Annotated in this window: 18 protein-coding genes; 9 read left to right on the top strand and 9 right to left on the bottom strand. The window is 73.7% G+C overall.

The annotated features are described in order from the left end of the window. Window positions 1-263 precede the first annotated feature (263 nt). A complete protein-coding gene (locus ACIBEC_RS24885) occupies window positions 264-671 on the top strand; it encodes a YciI family protein (RefSeq protein WP_360496693.1) in 408 nt (135 codons plus the stop codon). Window positions 672-678: 7 nt separating this feature from the next. After that, window positions 679-1836 carry a DUF6596 domain-containing protein gene (locus tag ACIBEC_RS24880; RefSeq protein ID WP_360496696.1) on the top strand — a complete coding sequence of 386 codons (1158 nt, stop codon included), beginning with the start codon at window positions 679-681 and terminating at the stop codon, window positions 1834-1836. Window positions 1837-1859: 23 nt separating this feature from the next. On the opposite strand, the gene ACIBEC_RS24875 is transcribed toward ACIBEC_RS24880, so the two are convergent. From ACIBEC_RS24875 to ACIBEC_RS24855, 5 genes are all read right to left on the bottom strand, one after another. Further along, window positions 1860-3170, bottom strand: coding sequence for a DUF58 domain-containing protein (locus ACIBEC_RS24875; protein WP_360496699.1), 1311 nt, complete (start codon window positions 3168-3170; stop codon window positions 1860-1862). Window positions 3171-3270: 100 nt separating this feature from the next. Beyond that, window positions 3271-4284, bottom strand: coding sequence for an AAA family ATPase (locus tag ACIBEC_RS24870; RefSeq protein WP_396288874.1), 1014 nt, complete (start codon window positions 4282-4284; stop codon window positions 3271-3273). Then, window positions 4281-5501, bottom strand: a complete 1221-nt coding sequence (locus ACIBEC_RS24865) for a DUF4350 domain-containing protein (protein ID WP_360496702.1) — start codon at window positions 5499-5501, stop codon at window positions 4281-4283. The genes ACIBEC_RS24870 and ACIBEC_RS24865 overlap by 4 nt, the downstream gene beginning before the upstream one ends. Next, a complete protein-coding gene (locus ACIBEC_RS24860; protein WP_360496705.1) occupies window positions 5498-6244 on the bottom strand; it encodes a DUF4129 domain-containing protein in 747 nt (248 codons plus the stop codon). The genes ACIBEC_RS24865 and ACIBEC_RS24860 overlap by 4 nt, the downstream gene beginning before the upstream one ends. A gap of 5 nt (window positions 6245-6249) precedes the next feature. Continuing rightward, complete coding sequence (locus tag ACIBEC_RS24855) at window positions 6250-7437, bottom strand: hypothetical protein (RefSeq protein WP_360496708.1); 1188 nt, start codon at window positions 7435-7437, stop codon at window positions 6250-6252. Window positions 7438-7725: 288 nt separating this feature from the next. Here ACIBEC_RS24855 and mtrA point away from each other — a divergent pair, with 288 nt between their 5' ends. From mtrA to ACIBEC_RS24840, 3 genes are all read left to right on the top strand, one after another. Beyond that, a complete protein-coding gene (mtrA, locus tag ACIBEC_RS24850) occupies window positions 7726-8403 on the top strand; it encodes an MtrAB system response regulator MtrA (RefSeq protein WP_030061806.1) in 678 nt (225 codons plus the stop codon). A 112-nt stretch (window positions 8404-8515) separates the two neighbouring features. After that, entirely contained in the window at window positions 8516-10516 is a 2001-nt protein-coding gene (mtrB, locus tag ACIBEC_RS24845; protein WP_360497224.1) for an MtrAB system histidine kinase MtrB, read from the top strand. After that, a complete protein-coding gene (locus ACIBEC_RS24840; RefSeq protein WP_360496711.1) occupies window positions 10491-12389 on the top strand; it encodes an LpqB family beta-propeller domain-containing protein in 1899 nt (632 codons plus the stop codon). Before mtrB ends, ACIBEC_RS24840 begins: the two co-directional genes overlap by 26 nt. Before the next feature lie 74 nt (window positions 12390-12463). Here the strand turns inward: ACIBEC_RS24840 and ACIBEC_RS24835 are convergent, their stop codons facing one another. Beyond that, the gene (locus ACIBEC_RS24835) at window positions 12464-13216 is read right to left on the bottom strand and encodes a ComF family protein (protein ID WP_396288871.1); all 753 of its coding nucleotides are present in this window, start codon (window positions 13214-13216) and stop codon (window positions 12464-12466) included. A 379-nt stretch (window positions 13217-13595) separates the two neighbouring features. On the opposite strand from ACIBEC_RS24835, the gene hpf reads away from it, so the two are divergent. Together hpf and ACIBEC_RS24825 are read left to right on the top strand one after the other, a co-directional pair. Next, on the top strand, window positions 13596-14288 hold the full coding sequence (gene hpf, locus ACIBEC_RS24830; RefSeq protein ID WP_360496714.1) for a ribosome hibernation-promoting factor, HPF/YfiA family: 693 nt from the start codon (window positions 13596-13598) through the stop codon (window positions 14286-14288). Between the two features lie 203 nt (window positions 14289-14491). Continuing rightward, a complete protein-coding gene (locus ACIBEC_RS24825) occupies window positions 14492-15244 on the top strand; it encodes a response regulator transcription factor (protein ID WP_360496717.1) in 753 nt (250 codons plus the stop codon). A 95-nt stretch (window positions 15245-15339) separates the two neighbouring features. Here ACIBEC_RS24825 and ACIBEC_RS24820 read toward each other — a convergent pair whose 3' ends face one another. Both ACIBEC_RS24820 and ACIBEC_RS24815 read right to left on the bottom strand, forming a co-directional pair. Then, complete coding sequence (locus tag ACIBEC_RS24820) at window positions 15340-16551, bottom strand: DNA glycosylase AlkZ-like family protein (protein WP_360496720.1); 1212 nt, start codon at window positions 16549-16551, stop codon at window positions 15340-15342. 129 nt (window positions 16552-16680) lie between these two features. Next, entirely contained in the window at window positions 16681-17238 is a 558-nt protein-coding gene (locus tag ACIBEC_RS24815) for a GNAT family N-acetyltransferase (protein WP_360496723.1), read from the bottom strand. Between the two features lie 242 nt (window positions 17239-17480). On the opposite strand from ACIBEC_RS24815, the gene secA reads away from it, so the two are divergent. Next, window positions 17481-20243 (top strand): preprotein translocase subunit SecA, encoded by a 2763-nt coding sequence (gene secA / locus ACIBEC_RS24810; protein WP_360496726.1) that lies wholly within the window; start codon window positions 17481-17483, stop codon window positions 20241-20243. A gap of 122 nt (window positions 20244-20365) precedes the next feature. Here secA and ACIBEC_RS24805 read toward each other — a convergent pair whose 3' ends face one another. Continuing rightward, entirely contained in the window at window positions 20366-20830 is a 465-nt protein-coding gene (locus ACIBEC_RS24805; protein ID WP_360496729.1) for an Rv3235 family protein, read from the bottom strand. Between the two features lie 340 nt (window positions 20831-21170). On the opposite strand from ACIBEC_RS24805, the gene ACIBEC_RS24800 reads away from it, so the two are divergent. After that, window positions 21171-22352 (top strand): patatin-like phospholipase family protein, encoded by a 1182-nt coding sequence (locus tag ACIBEC_RS24800; protein WP_360496732.1) that lies wholly within the window; start codon window positions 21171-21173, stop codon window positions 22350-22352. The last annotated feature ends 90 nt before the right edge of the window (window positions 22353-22442 follow it).

Here is a 22442-nt window from a genome sequence, read left to right as displayed (position 1 = left end):
CCGATGGTACTGCAGGGGGGACCCTGTGGGAGAGTAGGACGCCGCCGAACAATCTTTCAGAAGAACCCCCATCCGGATCCCGGATGGGGGTTCTTTGCATTTCCGGGCCCATCCACGAGAGTCACGAGGGGCACAAGAGCCACGAGGGTCCGGAGGGATGGGCCAAAAAATCTTGGCCGGCGGTGTCGAGAACCCGTGGCGGGCTCCGTCCCCGGGGTGAACGCGACCACAATGGGTCGCAACAGCACCGAGGGAGAAGCACGATGGCCAAGTACCTGCTGCTCAAGCACTACCGAGGCGCCCCGGCTGCGGTGAACTGCACGCCGATGGACCAGTGGACGCAGGAGGAGATCTCCGCGCACATCCGGTACATGCAGGACTTCGCGGCCCGGCTGGAGAAGACCGGCGAGTTCGTCGACGGCCAGGCGGTCGCGGCCGAGGGGACGTGGGTCCGGTACGACGGCGAGGGCCGCCCGCCGGTCACCGACGGCCCGTTCGCGGAGACCAAGGACCTCATCGCCGGCTGGATGGTGATCGACGTCGACAGCTACGAGCGCGCCGTCGAGCTGGCCGGGGAGCTGTCGGCCGCGCCCGGGGCGGGTGGGAAGCCGATCCACGAGTGGCTGGAGCTGCGTCCGTTCCTGGCCGCGCCGCCGACCATCACGGAGTGACCTCCCGATGAACGAGGCCCTGCTTCGGAGCCTCACGCCGAGCGTGCTCGGGATCCTCGTCCGCCGCGGAGCAGACTTCGCGGCGGCCGAGGACGCCATGCAGGAGGCGCTGGTGGAGGCGGTCCGCGTCTGGCCGGTCGACCAGCCGCGGGATCCGAAGGGCTGGCTGGTCACGGTGGCCTGGCGCAAGTTCCTCGACGCGGCCCGGTCGGACACCGCTCGCCGTCGGCGTGAGGACCTGGTCGACCAGGAGCCGGAGCCGGGGCCTGCGGCGGAGGCGGACGACACACTCCGGCTCTACTTCCTGTGTGCCCACCCGTCGTTGACGCCGTCGTCCGCGGTCGCACTCACCCTTCGGGCCGTGGGGGGTCTGACCACCCGCCAGATCGCCCGGGCCTATCTGGTGCCGGAGGCGACCATGGCCCAGCGGATCAGCCGGGCCAAGCGCACGGTCTCCGGTGTGCGGCTCGACCGGTCCGGCGACCTCTCGACCGTGCTGCGCGTCCTCTACCTGGTGTTCAACGAGGGCTACTCCGGGGACGTCGACCTCGCCGCCGAGGCCATCCGGCTCACCCGGCAGCTCGCGGCCGCGATCGACCACCCCGAGGTGGCGGGGCTGCTGGCCCTCATGCTGCTGCACCACGCCCGGCGGGCCGGCCGGATCGCGGCCGACGGCGGTCTGGTGCCGCTGGCCGAGCAGGACCGCGGCAGGTGGGACACCAGGTTGATCGCGGAGGGCGTCGAGATCCTGCAGGCGGCCCTCGCCCGCGACCGGCTGGGCGAGTTCCAGGCCCAGGCCGCCGTCGCGGCGCTGCACGCCGACGCGCAGACCGCCGAGGAGACGGACTGGGTGCAGATCGTCGAGTGGTACGACGAGCTCGTGCGGCTGACCGACAGCCCGGTCGTCCGGCTCAACCGCGCGGTGGCGGTCGGTGAGGCGGACGGTCCGCGCGCCGGGCTGGCGGCGCTCGCCGAGCTGGACGACTCGCTGCCCCGCCACACCGCTGTGGCGGCGTACCTCCACGAGCGTGACGGTGACCCGGGGACTGCGGCGCGGCTGTACGTCGAGGCGGCGCACAAGGCGTCCAATCTCGCCGAGCGCGACCATCTGACGCGTCAGGCGGCTCGGCTCAACGCCGGGTTGAATGCCCGTCAGTCGCGCTGAGAGTACCGGCCGGGGCGAGCGGGTCAGAGGCGGCCGGCCGCCTTCAGCGCCAGGTAGGTGTCGGCCAGGGCCGGGGCGATCCGCGCGGGCGGGGCGTCGAGGACGGTGACGCCGTGGCGGGTGAGGCGCTCGGCGGTGGCGCGGCGGTCGGCGCGGGTCTGCTCGGCGGCCGCGGCGCCGTAGACCGCCTCGACAGTGCCGCGGCCGGCGGCGAGGAAGTCCAGCTGCGGGTCGGCGACGGAGGCGAGGACGACCTCGTGGCGCTTGGTGAGCAGCGGCAGCAGCGGGCGCAGGCCGTCCTCGACCGGGGCCGCGTCGAGGCCGGTGAGCAGGACGATCAGCGAGCGGTGCGGCGCCATCTTGAGGGCGGTGGAGACCAGCGAGCGCATGTCGGTCTCGTGCAGCGCGGGTTCCAGGCCGGCCATCGCGTTGGTGAAGGCGGGCAGCACCTCGTGGGCCGAGCTGCCGGCCACGGCGACGCGCTTGTGGGCGTCGTGGGCGAGCAGGTCGACGCGGTCCCCGGCGCGGGTAGCGAGGGCGGTCAGCAGCAGGGCCGCGTCGAGGGCGGCGTCCAGGCGGGGGGCGTCGCCGACGCGGCCGGCCGAGGTGCGGCCGGTGTCGAGGACGACGAGGATGTGCCGGTCGCGTTCGGGGCGCCAGGTGCGGACGGCGACGGTGTTGCGGCGGGCGCTGGCGCGCCAGTCGATGGAGCGGACGTCGTCGCCGGGCAGGTACTCGCGCAGGGCGTCGAACTCGGTGCCCTGGCCGCGGGTCAACACCGAGGTGCGGCCGTCGAGTTCGCGCAGGCGGGCGAGCCGGGAGGGCAGGTGCTTGCGGCTGGCGAACGGGGGGAGCGCCCGGACCGTCCAGGGGACCAGGTGCGAGCCCTGCCGGGCGGCCAGGCCGAGCGGGCCGAGCGAGCGGACCGTCACCCGGTGGGCGTGGTGGTCGCCGCGGCGGGTCGGGGTGAGTACGGTGACGGTCCGGCGCCGTTCGCCGCCCGGGATGGTCAGGGTGTGCCGGGAGGCGGCCTCGGCGGTGCCGGGGCGCCAGGCGGACGGGGCCCAGGCGTCCCGGACCAGGGCCCGGAGGAGGTGTCCGGACGGGTTGGTGACGGTCAGCTCGACCGAGGCGGGCTCGCCCAGCCGGACGGTGGTGTCGCCGCCCCGCTCGAACCGCAGGTCGCGGACGGGGGCGGCGAGCACCAGGTCGGCCACGACGGCGAGCAGGACCGCGCCGGTGACCAGCCAGATCCCGGCCGCCGACGGCAGCAGCAGGCCCACGACGAGCGCGCCGAGCGCGGCGAGCAGGGCGGTTCGCCCGGTGAGGGCCATGCGGTGCGCTCCTTCGGAGACCCGTCGTCCGCAGACCCGCGACGGGAACGGGCGACGGGAAGCGGGCGGCGGATCGGCTGGATCGGGCGGATCGGGTGGATCAGCGGGGTGCGGGCGTCTGGGCGAGGACGGCCTGGATGACGGAGTCGGCGGTGACGCCCTCCATCTCGGCCTCGGCGCGCAGCGCGACCCGGTGCCGCAGGGTGGGCAGGGCGAGCGCCTTGACGTCGTCCGGGGTGACGTAGTCGCGGCCCGCCAGCCAGGCCCAGGCCCGCGAGGCGGCGAGCAGGGCGGTGGCGCCGCGCGGGGAGACGCCGATGGACAGCGACGGGGACTGCCGGGTGGCCCGGCAGAGGTCGACGATGTAGGCGAGGACGTCGGGGGAGACGGTCAGCGTGGCGATCTGCGCGCGGGCGGCGGCGAGGTGCTCGGGCCCGGCGACCGGGCGGACGCCGGCCGCGGCGAGGTCGCGGGGGTCGAAGCCGGCGGCGTGTCGGGAGAGGACCTGGAACTCCTGGTCGCGGTCGGGCAGCGGCAGGACCAGCTTGAGCAGGAAGCGGTCCAGCTGGGCCTCGGGCAGCGGGTAGGTGCCCTCGTACTCGACCGGGTTCTGGGTCGCGGCGACCATGAACGGCACCGGCAGCGCGCGCGGCTCGCCGTCCACCGTGACCTGGCGCTCCTCCATGGCCTCCAGCAGGGCGGCCTGGGTCTTCGGAGGGGTGCGGTTGATCTCGTCGGCGAGCAGCAGGTTGGTGAAGACCGGGCCGGGCTGGAAGGAGAACTCGGCGGTGCGGGCGTCGTAGACGAGCGAGCCGGTGACGTCGCCGGGCATCAGGTCGGGGGTGAACTGGATGCGCTTGGTCTCCAGGCTGAGCGCGGTGGAGAGGGTGCGGATCAGCAGGGTCTTGGCGACGCCGGGGACGCCCTCCAGCAGCACGTGGCCGCCGCACAGGAGCGCGACCACCAACCCGGTGACGGCGGCGTCCTGGCCGACCACGGCCTTGCCGATCTCGGCGCGCAGGGCGGTCAGCGCCGCCCGCGGGTCGGTGCCGCCGGGGGTGGCGGTCGCCGTGCCGGGAACGGTGCGGAGCTGGGCGGTTGCCTGGTCGGTCACGGGTTCCGGACCTGCCTTTCGAGGGTGTCGAGGTCGTCGGCGAGCCGCAGCAGCGCGGCGTCGTCGGTCGGGGGCGGGCCGTACAGCAGGGCCCGGACATCCCCGGCGGGCCGGTCGGGGAGCCGGTCGGCCACGGCCGCGCAGAACGCTTCGGGGTCGGGCACGCCGGCCTGGAGCGGGACGCCCAGGGCCGGGGCGAGACGGTGGGCGGCGGCGCGGCGCAGGGCCTCGGCGGCGCGGCCGCGGGCCTTGGCCCGCCGGTAGAGGCGGGCGCGGCCCTCGGTGGTCTCGGACGCGCGGACCACCACGGGCAGGTCCTCGCTGACCACCGGGCCGAGCCTGCGGCCGCGCCAGAGGGCGGCGAGTACGGCGGCGACGACGAGCTGGTAGTAGGCCCAGTGCCAGCGGCTCGGGATGAAGGCGTCGAAGCTCTTGGGGCGGGTGTCCTCGGCGAGCGGGGCGGAGTAGTCCGGCAGGTGCCAGGTGAGGCGGGGCTGCGAGCCGAGCAGGCCGAGCGCGAGGGAGGCGTCGCCGTCCTTGGCGAGCTGCTCGTTCTGCAGGAAGGCGCCGGTGCCGAGCACGATGACCTCGCCGCCGTCGACCGGGGTGGAGACCAGCGGGTAGCCGTGGCCGCGCGGGTAGCAGCCCTCGCCGCGGCTGCCGCTGGTGTAGAGCATGCCGCCCAGGTGGGCGCTGCCGGCCCGGGCGGCCTCGATGAGCGAGCAGTCCGCGGGGGCACTGCGGACGGTGGCGTACGGCAGACCGCCGTCCTCCTCGGACAGCCGGATGCCGGGGGCGAGCGCCGAGAGGGCGGCCGGGCCCGGGGTGATCAGGACGAGCCGCCGGTGCCGGGCGGCCGCGATGGCGCGCAGCTGGGCGGGGTCGAGCAGGTCGGGTTCGGGCAGCACGAGGGTGTCGGGGCCGGCCGGACCGGCGGTCGGGTCGGTGGTGAACTCGGCCTTGAGGCCCTGGTGTTCGAGCAGCGCGACGACGGCGTGGGCGCCGTTGCGGTCGTACGAGCGGGGGTCGAGCGGCGGGTAGCGGTGGTCCTGGCCGAGGGAGGTCACGGCGACGGCGCCGATCAGCAGGGCGGTGAGGAAGGCCAGGTACCAGCGGGCCCGGCGCCACAGGCCGCGCGGGGTGGGGGCGAGGCTGGTCGGGGCGGCGCCGGAGGGCGCCTCGGCCACGGGCGGCGGCGCGGGGACGGTGGCGGTCATGCCGTTCCTCCCGAGGCCGGGGGCGAAGCCGAGGCCGGAGTAGAGGCCGGAGCCGGAGTCGGAGCCGAGACCGGGGCAGCCGCCGCCGGGTTCGGCGCGAGGACCGGGCGGGAGCGTTCCAGCGTCCGGTCGAGCTCGTGCAGCAGCCGGTACGCGGCCTGGTCGGCGGCGCGTTCGCCGTACGCGATGTCGTCGAAGGTCCGGGCGGCCGCGGACAGCGCGGCGGCGTGCTCGGGCAGCGCCCGGCCGGCCTCGGCGGCGGCCTCGTCGGCGGTGCGGCCGGGGCGGGAGTCGAGCAGGGTGCGCTCCTCCAGGCCCCGTACCAGGGCGCGCATCTGCTCGCGGACGGCCTCGGCCCAGCGCCCGCCGGCGGCGTGCTCGGCGGCGTCTGCCCGGTACTGCGCGGCGCTGCGCGGACCCTCGACGCCGTACACGTCGCCGATGGTGCGGGCGGCGCGTCGGGGCGCGCCGAGGCGCCACCAGAGGGCGGCGGCGATCAGCACGGCGACGATCAGGAAGAGCACGAGGCCGGTGGTGCCGTCGGTGCCGTCGCCGGAGATGCTGTCGAGCGCGCCCGATATGCGGTCCCAGAACCAGTCCGTGGCGCGTTGCAGGATCGACGGGTCGTGCTTGTGGTACTCGGCGTTGAGCAGCTCGTCCCGGGCGGCGTCGCGCGCGGGATCGCGCGGGACGGTGACCGGGGCGCCGCTCGCGGCGAGGAGCCTGTCCCCCCAGCTAGGCATGCGGCTCAGCGCCTCGCCGGCGTCTGGTCGGCCTGCTCGCCCCAGCCGGTGCCGCCGTACTCGGGCAGTCCGGCGGCGCGGGCGAGCTCGATGTCCAGGGCCTCGCGGCGGATCCGCTGGTCGACGTAGACCAGCACGCCGACGGCGGCCATGAAGGGAGTGGTGAGGGTGCCGGCGATGATCCCGGCGACGGCCATGACGGCCACCATCCAGGCGCCCTGCTGGGTCGTGTCGCCCAGACCCTGGCTGTCGAGGCTCTCGAAGCCCAGCAGTACGCCGATGAAGCGGAACGGGACGGCGATGACCACCGCGACGACCAGCGACAGCAGCTTGCTCACCAGGGTGATGCCGAAGACCCGCCACCAGGCGCCGCGCACCAGGCGCCGCGAGCGCGACAGCGCGGTGACCACGCCCTGCTTCTCCAGCATCAGCGCGGGGGCGGCCAGGCCGAAGCGGACCCACAACCAGGCGGCCACCGGCAGGGCCAGCAGGCCGACGAGGAACAGCAGTCCGGTGGTCGCGGGCTGGTTGGCGCCGCCGGCGCTGTAGCCGATCAGCGGGGCGAAGCCGAGCAGGGCCACACCGGGGCCCATCAGGACGGTGAGCAGGGTGAGTCCGAGCAGCTGCAGCATCCGCGGCCGGGCGTCGCGCCAGGCCTCCCCGGCGGTCGCGGAGCGGCCGAGGACCGCTCGGCTCACGACGATGGTGAGCAGCGCGGCGGCGAGCACGTCGAGCAGCAGTTGCAGCGGCAGGGCGGCCAGCAGCCGCAGGGTCTGGGTGGCGGCGCCGGTCTTGCCCTTGACGAGGAGGTCCACCAGGACGGTCCCGCCCTGGGCGACCACGGCGATGCCGAGCGAGAGGGCGAGGACCGTCCGCCACTGTCGGCGGACGGTGCTGACGGCGCCGTCGAGCAGCTCGCCGACTCCGAGCGGGCGCAGCGGGATGACGCCCGGCTTGGGGCTCTGCGGCGCGCCCCAGCCGTACGGGCGGTGGCCGCCGGGGGGCTGCTGCCCCCGCTGCGGCCGGCCGTACTGGTCGTACTGAGCCTGCTGGCCCTGGTCGGTCCAGCCGGGGGTGGCCTGCGGTGGTGCCGACGGTCCGGGCACGGCGGCGGACGCGTCGACCGGGGGCCGGACGCCGTCGCGGGGTGGCTCGGACGAGCCGGGCGAGGCCCAGCCCGGAGTGTCGGTCATCACTGCTCCTCGAAGGGGCGTCGTGGGCGCGGCTCCGGACGGATCTTCCGCCCGCGCGCAGCGCCAATCGTGCCATGGGGCCGGAGCAGGCCCCATGGGGATCCGGTTGCTGATCGGCAACGGGGGGCCGCGGCGGGTCGGGCGGCGGGCCGCGGACGGTTCGGAGGTGCTCGGACGGGGGTCATTCGCCCGGTATGGCCGGAATTAGCCGGTCGGTGGAGTTGGCCGTTCTGGCGCATTGGCACTGCTGTGCGGCAGGTCACAATCCGGTAATGAGAGGATGGACGCATGAAGGGACGCGTCCTCGTCGTTGATGACGACTCCGCACTGGCCGAGATGCTCGGCATCGTGCTGCGTGGTGAGGGTTTTGAGCCGTTTTTCGTCGCGGATGGAGACAAGGCACTAGCCGCGTTCCGGGAGACCAAGCCCGACCTGGTCCTGCTCGACCTGATGCTGCCCGGCCGGGACGGCATCGACGTGTGTCGACAGATCCGGGCCGAGTCCGGCATCCCGATCGTCATGCTGACCGCGAAGACCGACACGGTCGACGTCGTGGTGGGCCTGGAGTCGGGTGCCGACGACTACGTCACCAAGCCGTTCAAGCCCAAGGAACTGGTGGCCCGGGTCCGGGCCCGACTGCGCCGTGCCGAGGAGCCGACGCCCGAGCAGCTGACCATCGGCGACCTGGTGATCGACGTGGCCGGCCACTCGGTGAAGCGGGACGGCCGGGGCATCCCGCTGACCCCGCTGGAGTTCGACCTGCTGGTCGCGCTGGCCCGCAAGCCCTGGCAGGTGTTCACCCGCGAGGTGCTGCTGGAGCAGGTCTGGGGCTACCGCCACGCGGCGGACACCCGCCTGGTCAACGTCCATGTGCAGCGCCTCCGGTCCAAGATCGAGAAGGACCCGGAGCGCCCCGAGATCGTGGTGACCGTCCGCGGCGTCGGCTACAAGGCCGGACCCAGCTGACGTGACGGACCGGGCTGACGAGACCCCGTCGGGTACCGCGACCGACGGGGCCGGGGCCGTGCGCGGGGACGTGCTGAGTTCGACCACCCGCCGCCGGCGCGGCCCGGTCGGCATGGTCGGACTCGCGAAGCGTCAGCTGCGCCGTCCCGCCCGCCGGGCGGCCGCGCTGTACCACCGGTCGATCCAGCTGCGCGTGGTCGCCGTGTCACTGCTGGCATCCATCGCGGTGGTCCTGGTGCTGGGCGTGGTCGTCGTGGCGCAGGTGCGCACCGGCCTGCTCGACACCAAGATGGACGCCGCCCGGGCGCAGGCCAGGATCGGCTTCCAGGTCGAGCAGAAGAAGATCGACGAGGCCAGGGACCAGAAACTGCGGGGCACCGCGGACCCGACCGTCGACGAGACCGGCACCTGGCTGCTGCGGCAGGTCAACGACCTGGCCGGGAGCGGGCAGACCGTCTACTCGGTGATCGCGATGGCCCCCGGCACCGGCGCCGTCGTCCCCGACACCGGCGGCTTCGCGCCGCGCTACTCGGGCGACATCCAGCCCAGCAGCATCCCGGACACGCTGCGGGCCAAGCTCGACTCCGAGCCCGGCCAGATGTTCGACCAGCCGACCCGGATCCACCGCTCGCCCGAGAGCGGCGGGAAGTCCGAGCCCGGGCTGGCCCTCGGCATGCAGTTCAGCGGCCCGGCCGGGTACAGCTACCAGATGTTCTACGTGTTCTCATTCGGCCAGGAGACCGACACCCTCAACCTGGTCACCGGCACCCTGGCGACCGCCGGCGTGTTCGTGGTGATCCTGATGGGCGGCATCGCCTGGGTCGTGGTGCGCCAGGTGGTCACCCCGGTCCGGATGGCCGCCGGGATCTCCGAGCGGCTCGCCGACGGACGCCTGGAAGAGCGGATGAAGGTGACCGGGACGGACGACATCGCCCGCCTCGGGGAATCCTTCAACCGGATGGCCAACGCCCTGCAGGCGCAGATCCGCCAGTTGGAGGAGCTGTCCCGGGTGCAGCGGCGCTTCGTCTCGGACGTCTCGCACGAGCTGCGCACCCCGCTGACCACGGTCCGGATGGCCGCCGACCTCATCTACGACAGCCGCGAGGACCTGGACCCGATGGCGGCCCGCTCGGCGGAGCTGCTGCAGGGCCAGCTGGACCGCTTCGAGTCACTGCTCGCGGACCTGCTGGAGATCAGCCGCTTCGACGCCGGCGCCGCGATCCTGGACGCCGAGCCGGTCGACCTGCGGGAGATCGTCGGCCGCGTGGTGGAGGCCGCCGATCCGCTGGCGCAGGCCAAGGGCAGCACCATCGTGATCCGCGGCGACGGCGAGCCGGTGCTCGCCGAGGTGGACTCCCGCCGGATCGAGCGCATCCTGCGCAACCTGGTGGTCAACGCGCTGGAGCACGGCGAGGGCCGCGACGTGGTGGTCCGGCTGGGCTCGGCGGACGGCGCGGTCGCGGTCGGCGTGCGCGACTACGGCATCGGCCTCAAGCCCGGCGAGGCGTCCCGGGTGTTCCACCGCTTCTGGCGGGCCGACCCGTCCCGGGTGCGGACCACCGGCGGTACCGGCCTCGGCCTGTCCATCGCCGTCGAGGACGCCCACCTGCACGGCGGCTGGCTCCAGGCCTGGGGCGAGCCCGGCGGCGGCTCGCACTTCCGGCTCACCCTGCCGCGCACCCGCGGCGGCGACATCTCCCGGGCGCCGTTCCGGTTGGAACCGGAGGACTCCCGCAACAACCGGGGCCTGGGCACGTACGGCACGCCGTACCGGCGGGCGATCAGCCCGGTCGGCTCGACCGCGCTGACCGCCACCGAGGAGCCCGCGGAGGCGCCGGACGGCGTCGGCGTCGGCGCCGGTCTCGGCAGCGGGCTCGGCGGGGTGCTGAACATCGGCCCCGGTCTCGGCCGGAGCCGAATGCCCGAGGGCCCGCGTTCGGACCCCTCGGACGTGCGGACGGCGGGAGCCGGTTACGGGGCGACCGGCGCCCAGGTCATGGTGGACCCGACGCCCGGACGGCCGTCGGTGGCACAGCGGACGGCGGAGCCGGACGTGACGGGTGGGACGGACGTGGAGGGGTCGCAGCGTGCGAGGGACGAGCAAGAGGACTGAGCCGCGGCTCCTCGCGGTGACCGGCGCGCTGCTCGCCCTGATGGCGAGCGGCTGCGCGGCCATGCCGGACTCCGGCGGCATCACCAGGGTGGAGCTGGGCCAGGGCTCGGCGGACAAGAACCTGCAGGCCAGGGTCTACCCGGTGGCACCCGGCAAGGGCGCCAAGCCGCACGAGCTGCTGACCGGGTTCCTGGACGCGGTGACCGCCGACGAGGGGTACGAGACCGCGCGCAAGTACCTCACCGAGAGCGCCGCCGCGGCCTGGAAGCCGGACGCCGGGATCCGGGTGCTCTCGTCCACGACCATCCCCAGCGGTCAGGACGTCACCGACGCCGACACCCTGGCCCCGGTGACCGTGACGGTGAGCGGACAGTTGGTCGCCGGCGTCGACGAGAAGCACTCCTACCTGCCGGTGGCCGGGCAGAACAACAACGTCTCCTCCGACTTCACCTTCGTCCGGGAGAAGGACGGCGAGTGGCGGATCGACAAGCTGCCGCCCGGCGTGATCATGAACGAGACCAACTTCCGGAACAGCTTCCGGCAGGTCGAGCGGTTCTTCTACACCGCGCCGGACCCGTCCGCGGTGGCCTCCGGCAACGTCGGCCAGGAGGTGCTGGTCGCCGACCCGATCTACCTGCGGCGCCGAATAGACCCGCTGACCTCGGCCGCCCAAGCGGTGGCCGACGGGCCCTCGACCTGGCTCTCGCCGGTGGTCCGGACGGCCTTCCCGAGCGGCGCCAAGGTCGACCGGGTGACCATCGACGACAGCCGGGTCGCCCACGTGCAGCTCGGCGCGGCGGACCTCGGCGAGCCGATGGCCTGCCGGCGGATGGCGACCCAGCTCTTCTACACCCTCGCCGACCAGGGCAAGGGCCAGGTCGAGCGGCTGGAACTGAAGGGGCAGCGCGGCTCCTGCACCGCCAGCCGCACCGACGTGCCGGCCACCGGCCCCGGTGCTCTGGCCGGGCCGACGCCCGCGACCCAGTACTACCAGCGCGCCGACGGCGCCCTGGTGTCGACCGACGAGGGGCGTCCCGGCGACCCGGTCCACGGCGTCCTCGGCCGACCGCAGTCGAACACCAAGCCGGCGCTCGGCGCCATCGCGGTCAGCCGGGGCGGTGTCCAGGCCGCCGCGATCAGCGAGGACGGCCACCAGGTCTACTCGGTGCCGCTGGCGGACGCCGCGGTGACCCTGGGCGATCCGGTGCTCAGCTCGCCGGCGAAGTCCGGCGACAAGGAGGACGGCTTCGCCTCGCCCAGCTGGGACGGCCGCGGCGACCTCTGGGTGGTGGACCGCAACCAGCAGGGGCAGCGGGTGGTGATGGTGCGCGGCAACAAGCCGTACACCGTGCCGGTCGAGGGCCTGACCGGGCAGACCGTGCAGTCGCTGAAGATCTCCTCGGACGGTGTCCGGGTCGCCCTGGTGGTCAAGACCCCGGGTCTGGCCATCCGCTCGCTGATGTTCGGCCTGGTGGTGCACGGCGGCACCCCGCAGGCGCCGACGGTGAAGATCACCGGGCTGCGCCGGGCGGCCCCCACGCTCACCGATGTCGCCTCGGTGTCCTGGGCGGAGACCGACCAGCTGCTGGTGCTGGGCAAGGAGGCCGACCGGACCCAGCAGCTCTACTTCATCAGCACCGACGGGTCGCAGAGCACGGACACCCAGCTGCAGAGTGCCGAGAGCATGATGACCGTCGCGGCCTCCGAGTCCCGGGGGGACAGCCTGACCCAGGCGCCGCCGGTGCTCGCGATGGCCGAGGTCAAGCAGGCGGACGGCAAGCCGAGCGAGGTCAAGGCCTACCGCCTGGTCAACAACCAGTGGCGGGAGGCCCCGCTGATCGACAAGCCGCGGTCCTTCTTCTACGCGGGCTGACGCCGCGTCCGAGTGGGTTGCCCCCGTGTCCGGGCGGACTGACGGGGCGGCAGCGGAGTCGGCGGCGCCCGCGGTCAGCCCGTCGGGTGCACCGAGGCAGCCGCAACCGTGGCCGCGACCGTGGCGGCGGCCCGGGCCGGCAGGCCGGCGTCGGCCAGCGCCCGGGCGGCCTCGGCGAGGCTGGCCCCGGTGGTCACCAGGTCGTCCACCAGGATGGGGTGACGGCCCGCCAGGCCCGCCAGGCTCCCCAGGCCCGTTCGGGCGCGGGGCAGCACGGTGAGCGCGCCGTGCAGGTTGCGGCGCCGCTCCGCCGCGTTCAGCCCGGTCTGGTCGGCGACCGGACGGGCGTGCCGCAGCAGCGGCGCGGCCCGGGCGTCCAGGCCGGCCCGGCGCAGCGAGCGGGCGGCGGCCCCGGCCAGCCGCAGCGTCGGGTCGTGGCCGCGGGCGCGGACGGCCGCGCGGGTCGAGGGCATCGGCACCAGCAGCAGCGGCGCGCCACCGGCCCGCGCCCCCAGGGCGGAGCGCACCGCCCGGCCGAGGGCCTCGCCGAGCGGGCCGACCAGTCGCAGCGCGCCGCGTTCCTTGTGCGCGAGCAGCAACTGCCGGACCGGGTCGGTGTACGGGGCGGCGGCGTGCGCCCAGGGCAGCAGGGTGGGGCCGGGCAGCGCGGTGGCCAGGACGTGTCGGCAGGCCGGGCAGAGCTGCGTGCGCTCGGTGCCGCAGCCGGCGCAGTTTGCGGGGAGCAGGACGTCCAGCAGCCCGGCCAGTGCGTGGCCGAACGGTCCGCGGGCGGACGGCGGACGGGTGGGGGAGGGGCGCGGCGGCACGGCTGCTCCTGACGGCGACAGGCAGGCGACAGGCACGGGGAGTGAGCAAAGGATCCGCCGTATGGGGGGTGTTGTCCAGGTATTTACCCTTACTTCACTCGTGGGGGGGTAGACAGGGTGCAGCAGCTTGACAGCCCGCTCGCAGTATCGGGTCATACCCACCTTCCCGCCCGGGGAGGCGAAAACCCCGCGTGAGGTGTTCGATAAGGCTCCAGGGGGTTTCAACCGTCCCTGGTGGGGAGGAAGTGAGGTGAGGGCCAGTCGTTTCCCGCCGGTGGCGGGGCGCGGGGGGCCGGCAGTGGACGGGCTGGTCCAGCTGGGTCTCAGCCCGATCCGGTAGCACCCGGATCGGCGTCAGCACGAGGGATCGGAGTTCTGCGTGGACATCGTCGTCAAGGGCCGCAAGACCGAGGTGCCCAAGAGGTTCCGCGAGCACGTGGCCGAGAAGCTGGAGAAGGTCCAGAAGTTCGACGCCAAGGCGATCAGCCTCGACGTCGAGGTGTCCAAGGAGCACAACCCGCGGCAGGCCGACCGCTCCGATCGGGTGGAGATCACCCTCCGCAGCCGCGGCCCCGTCATTCGGGCCGAGGCCGCCGCCGGCGACCCGTACGCGGCGCTCGACCTGGCTTCGGCGAAGCTCGACGCGCAGCTGCGCAAGTCCGCAGACCGGCGCCGGGTGCACAAGGGCGGCGCGAACGGCCGCACCCCCATCAGCGTCGCCGAGGCGACCGCGGCCCTGGCCGCGCTGCCGGAGCCGGCGCAGGTGGCCGGGACGAACGGCGCCGTCCGCAAGACCATGATGGGATCCCTGGAAGTGGAGGGCGAAGGCCCGCTGGTGGTCCGGGAGAAGACGCACCCGGCCGCCCCGATGGCGCTCGACCAGGCGCTCTACGAGATGGAGCTGGTCGGCCACGACTTCTACCTCTTCGTGGAGAAGGACAGCGGCCTGCCCAGCGTCGTCTACCGCCGGCACGGCTACAACTACGGTGTCATCCACCTGCAGACGGACCTGCAGGCCGGGCCGGGCAGTGGCGCGGGCGGCGCGATCGGCGGGACCGGCGACGAGGACTGACCGTCCGAGCAGTGATGGAGGGGTGACCCCGGTGGCCGCGGCCGCCGGGGTCACCGGCGTTTCGGGGCCGGGTGGTTCGAACCCGGTCGGGTCCCGGGCGGAGGGGTCACCCGGTGCGAACGCGTCGGCGCCGGAGGGTGACCATGGCGGCTGCCGGGCGTGGAATGATTGGCGCAGGACGACTTGCGAAGGGGGAGGAGCGGATGGGGGATCACTTCGGGCTGGGGCCCGCGGCTGGGCCCGGGCTGCCGTCGGGGCCGGGGGAGGAGCCTGCGTACGCGCCGCACCGGGGTGAGCCGATCCGTGTGCTGGTGGTGGACGACCACGCGCTGTTCCGGCGGGGGCTGGAGATCGTCCTCGCGGAGGAGCCGGACATCAAGGTCGTCGGCGAGGCGGGGGACGGCGCCGAGGCCGTGCTGAAGGCCGCCGACCTGCTGCCCGACATCATCCTGATGGACGTCCGGATGCCGCGCCGCAGCGGGATCGAGGCCTGTACGGCGATCAAGGACGTGGCACCCAGCACCAAGATCATCATGTTGACGATAAGCGACGAGGAAGCCGACCTCTACGAGGCGATCAAGGCGGGGGCCACCGGCTACCTGCTCAAGGAGATCTCCACCGACGAGGTCGCCACCGCGATCCGCGCGGTCGCCGACGGGCAGTCGCAGATCAGCCCGTCGATGGCCTCCAAGCTGCTCACCGAGTTCAAGTCGATGATCCAGCGCCGCTCCGACGACCGGGACCTGGTGCCCGCACCCCGGCTCACCGACCGGGAGTTGGAGGTGCTCAAGCTGGTGGCGACCGGGATGAACAACCGGGAGATCGCCAAGGAGCTGTTCATCAGCGAGAACACCGTGAAGAACCACGTGCGCAACATCCTGGAGAAGCTCCAACTGCACTCCAGGATGGAGGCCGTGGTGTACGCGATGCGGGAGAAGATCCTCGAAATAGGGTGAGGGAACAGGGCGGGCCGGGCCGGACTCGCCCGACCGGACTCGCCCGTCCCGGCCGCTTCCCCGGGGTTTTCCGGGTCGGACCGGGAGGGTCGGGCCTAGCCGTCCGCCAGCAGCTTCTCCAGGGGCGGGCGCAGCCGCTCGTCGTGCAGTACTTCGACCCGTACGGTGTCGCAGCCGACCCAGGCGGCCGCCTCGCGCAGGGCCGTCGCCAGCGGCTCGAGGTGCCGGCCGTCACGTCCTCGATCGCCGTGCAGCGAGACCTGCCGGGCGACCAGGGTGCGGCCCTCGCGGGCCGGGTCGACCCGGCCGACCAGCCGACCGCCGGCCAGCAGCGGCATCGCGAAGTAGCCGTGCACCCGCTTGTGCTTGGGGGTGTAGGCCTCCAGCCGGTGCGACATGCCGAAGATCCGTTCGGTGCGCGCGCGGTCCCAGACCAGCGAGTCGAACGGCGAGAGCAGCGTGGTGCGGTGGCGTCCGCGCGGGGTGGTGGCCAGGGCGGCCGGGTCGGCCCAGGCCGGGGCCGGGGCGCCGTCCGGGCCCCAGCCGGCCACCTCGACCGGGACGAGCCCGCAGTCGGCGAGCACCGGGTCCAACTCCTCGGCGCGCAGCCGGTGGTAGTCCAGCAGGTCGGCTCGGGTGGCCACGCCGAGCGCGGCGCCGGCCTGGGCAACCAGGGTGCGCACGCAGTCCTCGTCCGACCGCTCCTGCCCGAACAGCGCCTCCGGGATGGCCTGTTCGGCCAGCGCATAGACGCGCTTCCAGCTCCGGCGCTCGGTGCAGACCACGTCGCCGAAGGCCAGTGCCCGCTCGACCGCGATCTTGGTGTCGGACCAGTCCCACCACTCGGCGGTCTTCTTGGCGCCGCCCAACTCCGTGGAGGTCAACGGGCCCTCGGCGCGCAGCTTGTCGAGCACCAGCCGGTAGGTCTCGGGGGTGACCTGGTGGCCCCAGAGGTGGCCGCGGTCGCGGTAGCGGCGCCGCCGGAAGGCGAACAGCGGCCACTCCTCGACCGGCAGGACACAGGCCGCGTGCGACCAGTACTCGAAGCTCGTGCCGCCGCCCCAGTACGCCGCCTCGACGGCCGGGCGGCCGACCGCACCGAGGCGGGCGTACGGCACCAGCTCGTGCGAGCGGGCGAGCACCGAGATGGTGTCCAGCTGGACGGCGCCCAGGTGCCGCAACACCCCTCGCACCCCGGCCCGGCGATCGGGCACGCCCAGCAGCCCCTGGGCTCGCAGGACGATCCGGCGGGCGTCGTCGGCGCTCAGGACGGTGACGGGGTTGCTGTGCGCGGCTGCGGCGGTCATGCCGGCGAGCGTAGTCCGGGGCACTGACACCGGTCCCGGGCGCGGACACCGGCCCCGGGCACGGACGCCGGCCCCGGGCACGGACGCCGGCCGCGGCCCCGGTGCCCGGGGCCCGGGGCCGGAAGGGGTTCAGTCCAGGTCGGCGGCCAGCAGCGAGGCGACCCAGGCGTCGTGGAAGACGCCGCGCTGCTCGGCGTACGAGCGCAGCGTGCCCTCGAAGCGGTAGCCGACCCGCTCGGCGACCGCGCGGGAGCCGTCGTTGCCGACGTAGGCCTGCCACTCCAGGCGGCGCAGGCCGAGCTCGCGCAGGCCGAAGCGGGAGACCGCGCGGGCGGCCTCGACCGTGTAGCCGCGGCCGCGGAACTCCTTCGCGGCCCACCAGCCGATCTCGGCGCAGCCCGGGTCGTTCTGGCGCAGAACGAGCCCCTGGGAGCCGACCAGGGCGCCGGACTCGCGCTCGAACACGCACCAGATCCGGTTCGCGCCGGTGTGCCAGCCGCTGGGGGCGAGATCGCGTACGAAGAACTCCGCGTCCTCGCGCCGGTACGGCGAGGGGACCACTGTCCAGCGCTGGATCTCGGCGTCCTGGCAGGCGGCGAAGACGGCGTCGATGTCCGATTCCCGCGGGGCGCGCAGCACGAGGCGCTCGGTGACGAGGGTGACCGGTTCGGTGCGGGGTTCTTCCATGAACGGATTATTTCTCCGAATAAGGAAGGCGGGCATCCGATTATGCGGCCAACTCCTCGACCCGCCGACCGTTTTGTCCCGGTGAACGGTGCTATCGGGCCATGTGCTCGCGCGGGTGACACGGGAATACCGTGCTGACGCACCTCCCGGGGCATTGGACTCCTCGCATACGATGGCCCGTGCGGTGGGGTGGACCCCCCGTGCAGTCGTCCAGTGCCAATACAGGCAAGGAGCCCGCTCAAGTGTCCGTCTTCGACAAGATCCTGCGCGCAGGCGAGGGCAAGATCCTTCGCAAGCTGCAGCGGATTGCTGCCCAGGTCAACTCCATCGAAGAGGACTTCGTCAACCTCACCGACGCCGAGCTGCGCGCACTGACCGACGAGTACAAGCAGCGGCTCGTGGACGGCGAGAGCCTGGACGACATCCTCCCCGAGGCGTTCGCCACCGTCCGTGAGGCGGCCAAGCGCGTGCTCGGCCAGCGGCACTACGACGTCCAGATCATGGGCGGCGCGGCCCTGCACCACGGGTACGTCGCCGAGATGCGCACCGGTGAGGGCAAGACCCTCGTCGGCACCCTGCCCGCGTACCTGAACGCGCTGACCGGCAAGGGCGTCCACCTGATCACCGTCAACGACTACCTCGCCGAGCGTGACTCGGAGTGGATGGGCCGGGTGCACCGCTTCCTCGGCCTCGAAGTCGGCGTGATCCTGGGCAACATGACGCCCGCGGAGCGCAAGCAGCAGTACGCGATGGACATCACGTACGGCACGAACAACGAGTTCGGCTTCGACTACCTGCGCGACAACATGGCCTGGTCGAAGGACGAACTCGTCCAGCGCGGCCACAACTTCGCGATCGTCGACGAGGTCGACTCGATCCTCATCGACGAGGCCCGCACCCCGCTGATCATCTCCGGCCCGGCCGACCAGGCGACCAAGTGGTACGCCGACTTCGCCAAGCTGGTGCAGCGCCTGAAGATCGACCGCGACTACGAGGTCGACGAGAAGAAGCGCACCGTCGGCATCCTGGAGGAGGGCGTCACCCGGGTCGAGGACTACCTCGGCATCGACAACCTCTACGAGTCGGTGAACACCCCGCTGGTCGGCTTCCTGAACAACGCCATCAAGGCGAAGGAGCTCTACAAGGCGGACAAGGACTACGTCGTCATGAACGGCGAAGTCATGATCGTCGACGAGCACACCGGCCGCATCCTGGCCGGCCGTCGCTACAACGAGGGCATGCACCAGGCGATCGAGGCCAAGGAGGGGGTGGAGGTCCAGAACGAGAACCAGACGCTGGCCACCATCACCCTGCAGAACTTCTTCCGCCTGTACGACAAGCTCGCGGGCATGACCGGTACCGGCACCACCGAGGCCGCCGAGTTCCACCAGATCTACAAGCTCGGCGTGGTGCCGATCCCGACCAACAAGACGCCGCTGCGCATCGACCAGCCCGACCTGATCTACAAGTCGGAGCCGGCCAAGTTCGCCGCCGTGGTCGAGGACATCGCCGAGAAGCACGAGAAGGGCCAGCCGGTGCTGGTCGGCACCGTGTCGGTCGAGAAGTCCGAGTACCTGTCGCAGGAGCTGCGCAAGCGCGGCATCCCGCACGAGGTGCTGAACGCCAAGCACCACGAGCGCGAGGCGCAGATCGTCGCGCAGGCCGGCCGCAAGGGCGCCGTCACCGTCGCCACCAACATGGCCGGTCGTGGCACCGACATCATGCTCGGCGGCAACTCCGACCACCTCGCGGCGGCCGAGCTGGCGCAGCGCGGGCTCACTCCGACCGAGACCCCGGAGGAGTACGAGGCCGCGTTCCCCGCCGCGCTGGAGAAGGCCAAGGCCTCCGTCAAGGCCGAGCAGGACGAGGTCAAGGAGGCCGGCGGCCTCTACGTCCTCGGTACCGAGCGGCACGAGTCCCGCCGGATCGACAACCAGCTGCGCGGCCGCTCCGGCCGTCAGGGCGACCCGGGCGAGTCCCGGTTCTACCTGTCGCTGGGCGACGACCTGATGCGCCTGTTCAAGGCCGGCATGGTCGAGCGCGTGCTCTCGATGGCCAACGTGCCCGAGGACGTGCCGATCGAGTCCAAGATGGTCACCCGCGCGATCGCCTCCGCGCAGACCCAGGTCGAGCAGCAGAACTTCGAGATCCGCAAGAACGTCCTCAAGTACGACGAGGTGCTCAACCGCCAGCGCGAGGTCATCTACGGCGAGCGCCGCCGCGTGCTGGAGGGCGAGGACCTGCAGGAGCAGGTCGGCCACTTCATGGACGACACCGTCGAGGCCTACGTCAAGGCGGCCACCGGCGAGGGCTTCGAGGACGACTGGGACCTGGAGAAGCTCTGGACCGCGCTCAAGCAGCTCTACCCGATGGCCCTGGACCTGGAGGACCTGGAGGAGGAGGCCGGCGGCTCGGCCGGCCTGACCCCCGAGTTCCTGGTCAAGGTCATCCAGGAGGACATCCAGGCGCAGTACGGCGCCCGCGAGGACCAGCTCGGCGAGGAGATCATGCGCGAGCTGGAGCGCCGGGTCGTGCTGTCGGTGCTGGACCGCCGCTGGCGCGAGCACCTCTACGAGATGGACTACCTCCAGGAGGGCATCGGCCTGCGGGCCATGGCGCAGCGTGACCCGCTGATCGAGTACCAGCGCGAGGGCTTCGACATGTTCACCGCGATGATGGAGGGCATCAAGGAGGAGTCCGTCGGCTACCTGTTCAACCTGGAGGTCCAGGTCGAGCAGCAGGTCGAGGAGGTCCCGGTCGAGGACGCCCAGGTGGTGCTCGACAAGCTGGAGAAGGACGCCGCCCGCCCGGAGATCAAGGCCAAGGGCCTGGAGGCCCCGAAGCCGCAGCGGCTGCACTACACGGCCCCCTCGGACGAGGTCGGCGGCGGTGTCATCGAGGGCGACTTCGAGGACCTCGCGCCGGAGGACGAGGGCGACGGGATGACCCGCGCCGAGCGCCGCAAGGCCGCCAAGTCGGCCAAGGGCCGCCGCCGCAAGGGCTGAGCCGCCCGTACGGCCGGCTCGGGCCGTGGAACGACACGCAGGACGCCGCGCAGGGCGCAGCTCCCGGACGGGGGCGGCGCCCTGCGCCGTTCCCCGGACCGCCGCGTGGCAGTGCACCGCCGTCATCGGGCCTCCACGGCGGTGCACTGCCACTGCCCGGCCGGGCCGCGCTGCTCCAGCCGGAAGGCGACCATGTGGTGCCGCCGGCCGAGGTCGACCCGGACACAGGCCTCGACCGCGTCGGGCGAGGGCGAGCGGTCGTGTACCGGGCCGAGCCGGGGCCGGTCGGCGGCCCCGCCGCGGCGCAGCGCGCCCGTCCGGACCAGCGAGGCGAGCTGCCCGTAGCCGTCCAGGCTGGTGTGCCGCATCAGCTGGCCGGAGGGCCGCACGCCGGTGAGCACCTCGACCAGCTGGTGGGCGAACCGGGAGGCCAGTGCGCGGGGGTCGTGGCCGGGGTCGCCGGCGCAGGCGGTGCGGGGGTGCCGGGGCCGGCGCCCGGCCGGGTCGCAGCCGCCGCCGACGGTGTGCGGGCGGCGGTGCGGGCGGGCGGACAGGTGGGCGTGGTGGTGGGTGTGGTGGGCGGTCACGGTGGCTCCTCGACGGGGTGGTGCGGGTACGGACGGGTCCAGGCTGGCGGCGCCACACGCGGGGCGGCAACGCCTTTTCCGGGCGCTCGGAGCCGGGTCTCAAGTTCACCTATCCGGGTGAAGAGGCCAGCGCGGCGAAGGGCCGGCGCAGCGGTCGTGCGGCGCCCGGTTGACGTGCGGGGGCGGGCCGTAGGGTCCGAAAGGGGACGCTCCGGCTGGGCGGACCGGGTGGTCGGCGCCCGGCTGCCGCATTGCGCCGTACCGGCCCGGCGCGCACCATCGGAGCCTGACCGGGAACCGCGGGGAGCGGGCAGCCGCCCCCACGACGACGGGCGGCGGTATGACGACACGGGTAGCAGCAGCGGTGCCGGCCCCGGCGGTCGCGGGCACCACCCCGCGCGCCGGGGGCCCACCCCGGCGCGGCCTGGTGCTGGGCGGCGGCGGGATGCTCGGCGCGGCCTGGACGGTCGGCGCGCTGTGCGCCGTCGAGGAGGCCACCGGGCGGCAGCCGGGCGACGCCGACGTCCTGCTCGGCACCTCGGCGGGCGCGATCCTCGCCGCGATGCTGTCCGGAGGTGTCCGCCCCGAGCAGCTGCGCGACCACCAGCGCGGCCTGCCGATCACGGACGGCCCGCTGGCCGGGGTCGCCTTCGACTACGACACCGCGGTCGGTGGCGCGCTGCCGCCCCGCCCCCGGGTCGGCATCGGCTCGCCGGGCCTGCTGCGCGACGCCGTCCGGCACCCGCGCGAGTACCCGCTGCTGACCATGGTCTCGGCGATGGCGCCGCACGGCCGCGGCTTGCTGGCGCCGGTCGGCGAGCTGGTGCGCGGGCTGCTCGGCCCCGGTGGCTGGCCGGCCCCGGCCGCGGACACCCCGGACGCGGACACCCCGGACGCGGACGCCGACGCGGGTGCCGTGGTGGTGAGCTCGCCGCTGCGGGTGGCCGCCGTGGACTACCGCAGCGGCCGCCGGGTGGTCTTCGGTGATCCGGACGCCCCGGCGGTCGCGGTCGCCGACGCCGTGATGGCCTCCTGCGCGATCCCCGGCTGGTTCGCGCCGGTGCGCCTGGACGGTTCGGCGTACGTGGACGGCGGCTGCTGGTCGGCCACCAACGCCGATCTGATGCTCGGCCGCGGCCTGGACGAGGTGTACGTGCTGGCCCCGATGGCCCTGCGGCTGGACCCGCGCCCCGAGCGCCCCGAGCGGCTCGGGGGATCCGACGGGTCCGGGCCGGTCGGGCGCGGGCGCGACACCCTGGCCGCGCTGCGCGAGTGGCGCGCCCGGGACCGCCCGCGGGGTGTGCTGGCCCAGCTGGTCAGCCGCTACCGCCGCGCCGTGACCCGGCAACTGCTGCGTGAGGCCGCGCTGCTGCGGGCCGAGGGCGTCCGGGTGCGGCTGCTCGCGCCGACCCTGGCGGACCTCGCGGTGATGGGCCCGAACATGATGGACCCGGCCCGCCGCGGTGCGGTCCTGGAGAGCGCCCTGCTCAGCAGCCTGGAGGCGCTGCGGGCCGCGCGGTGATCGGCCGGACCCCGCACCGTCGGTGATCACGGGAGCCCGGCGGAGCTTATTCTTGGGGCGCTGGGGAATCCGTTCCGCTGGACGAAGCCC

The sequence above is a fragment of the Kitasatospora sp. NPDC051164 genome, from assembly GCF_044455625.1.
Taxonomy (GTDB): Bacteria; Actinomycetota; Actinomycetes; order Streptomycetales; family Streptomycetaceae; genus Kitasatospora.
The sequence above is the reverse complement of the archived record's forward strand: the minus strand, read 5'-3'. Positions and strand labels throughout refer to the sequence as shown.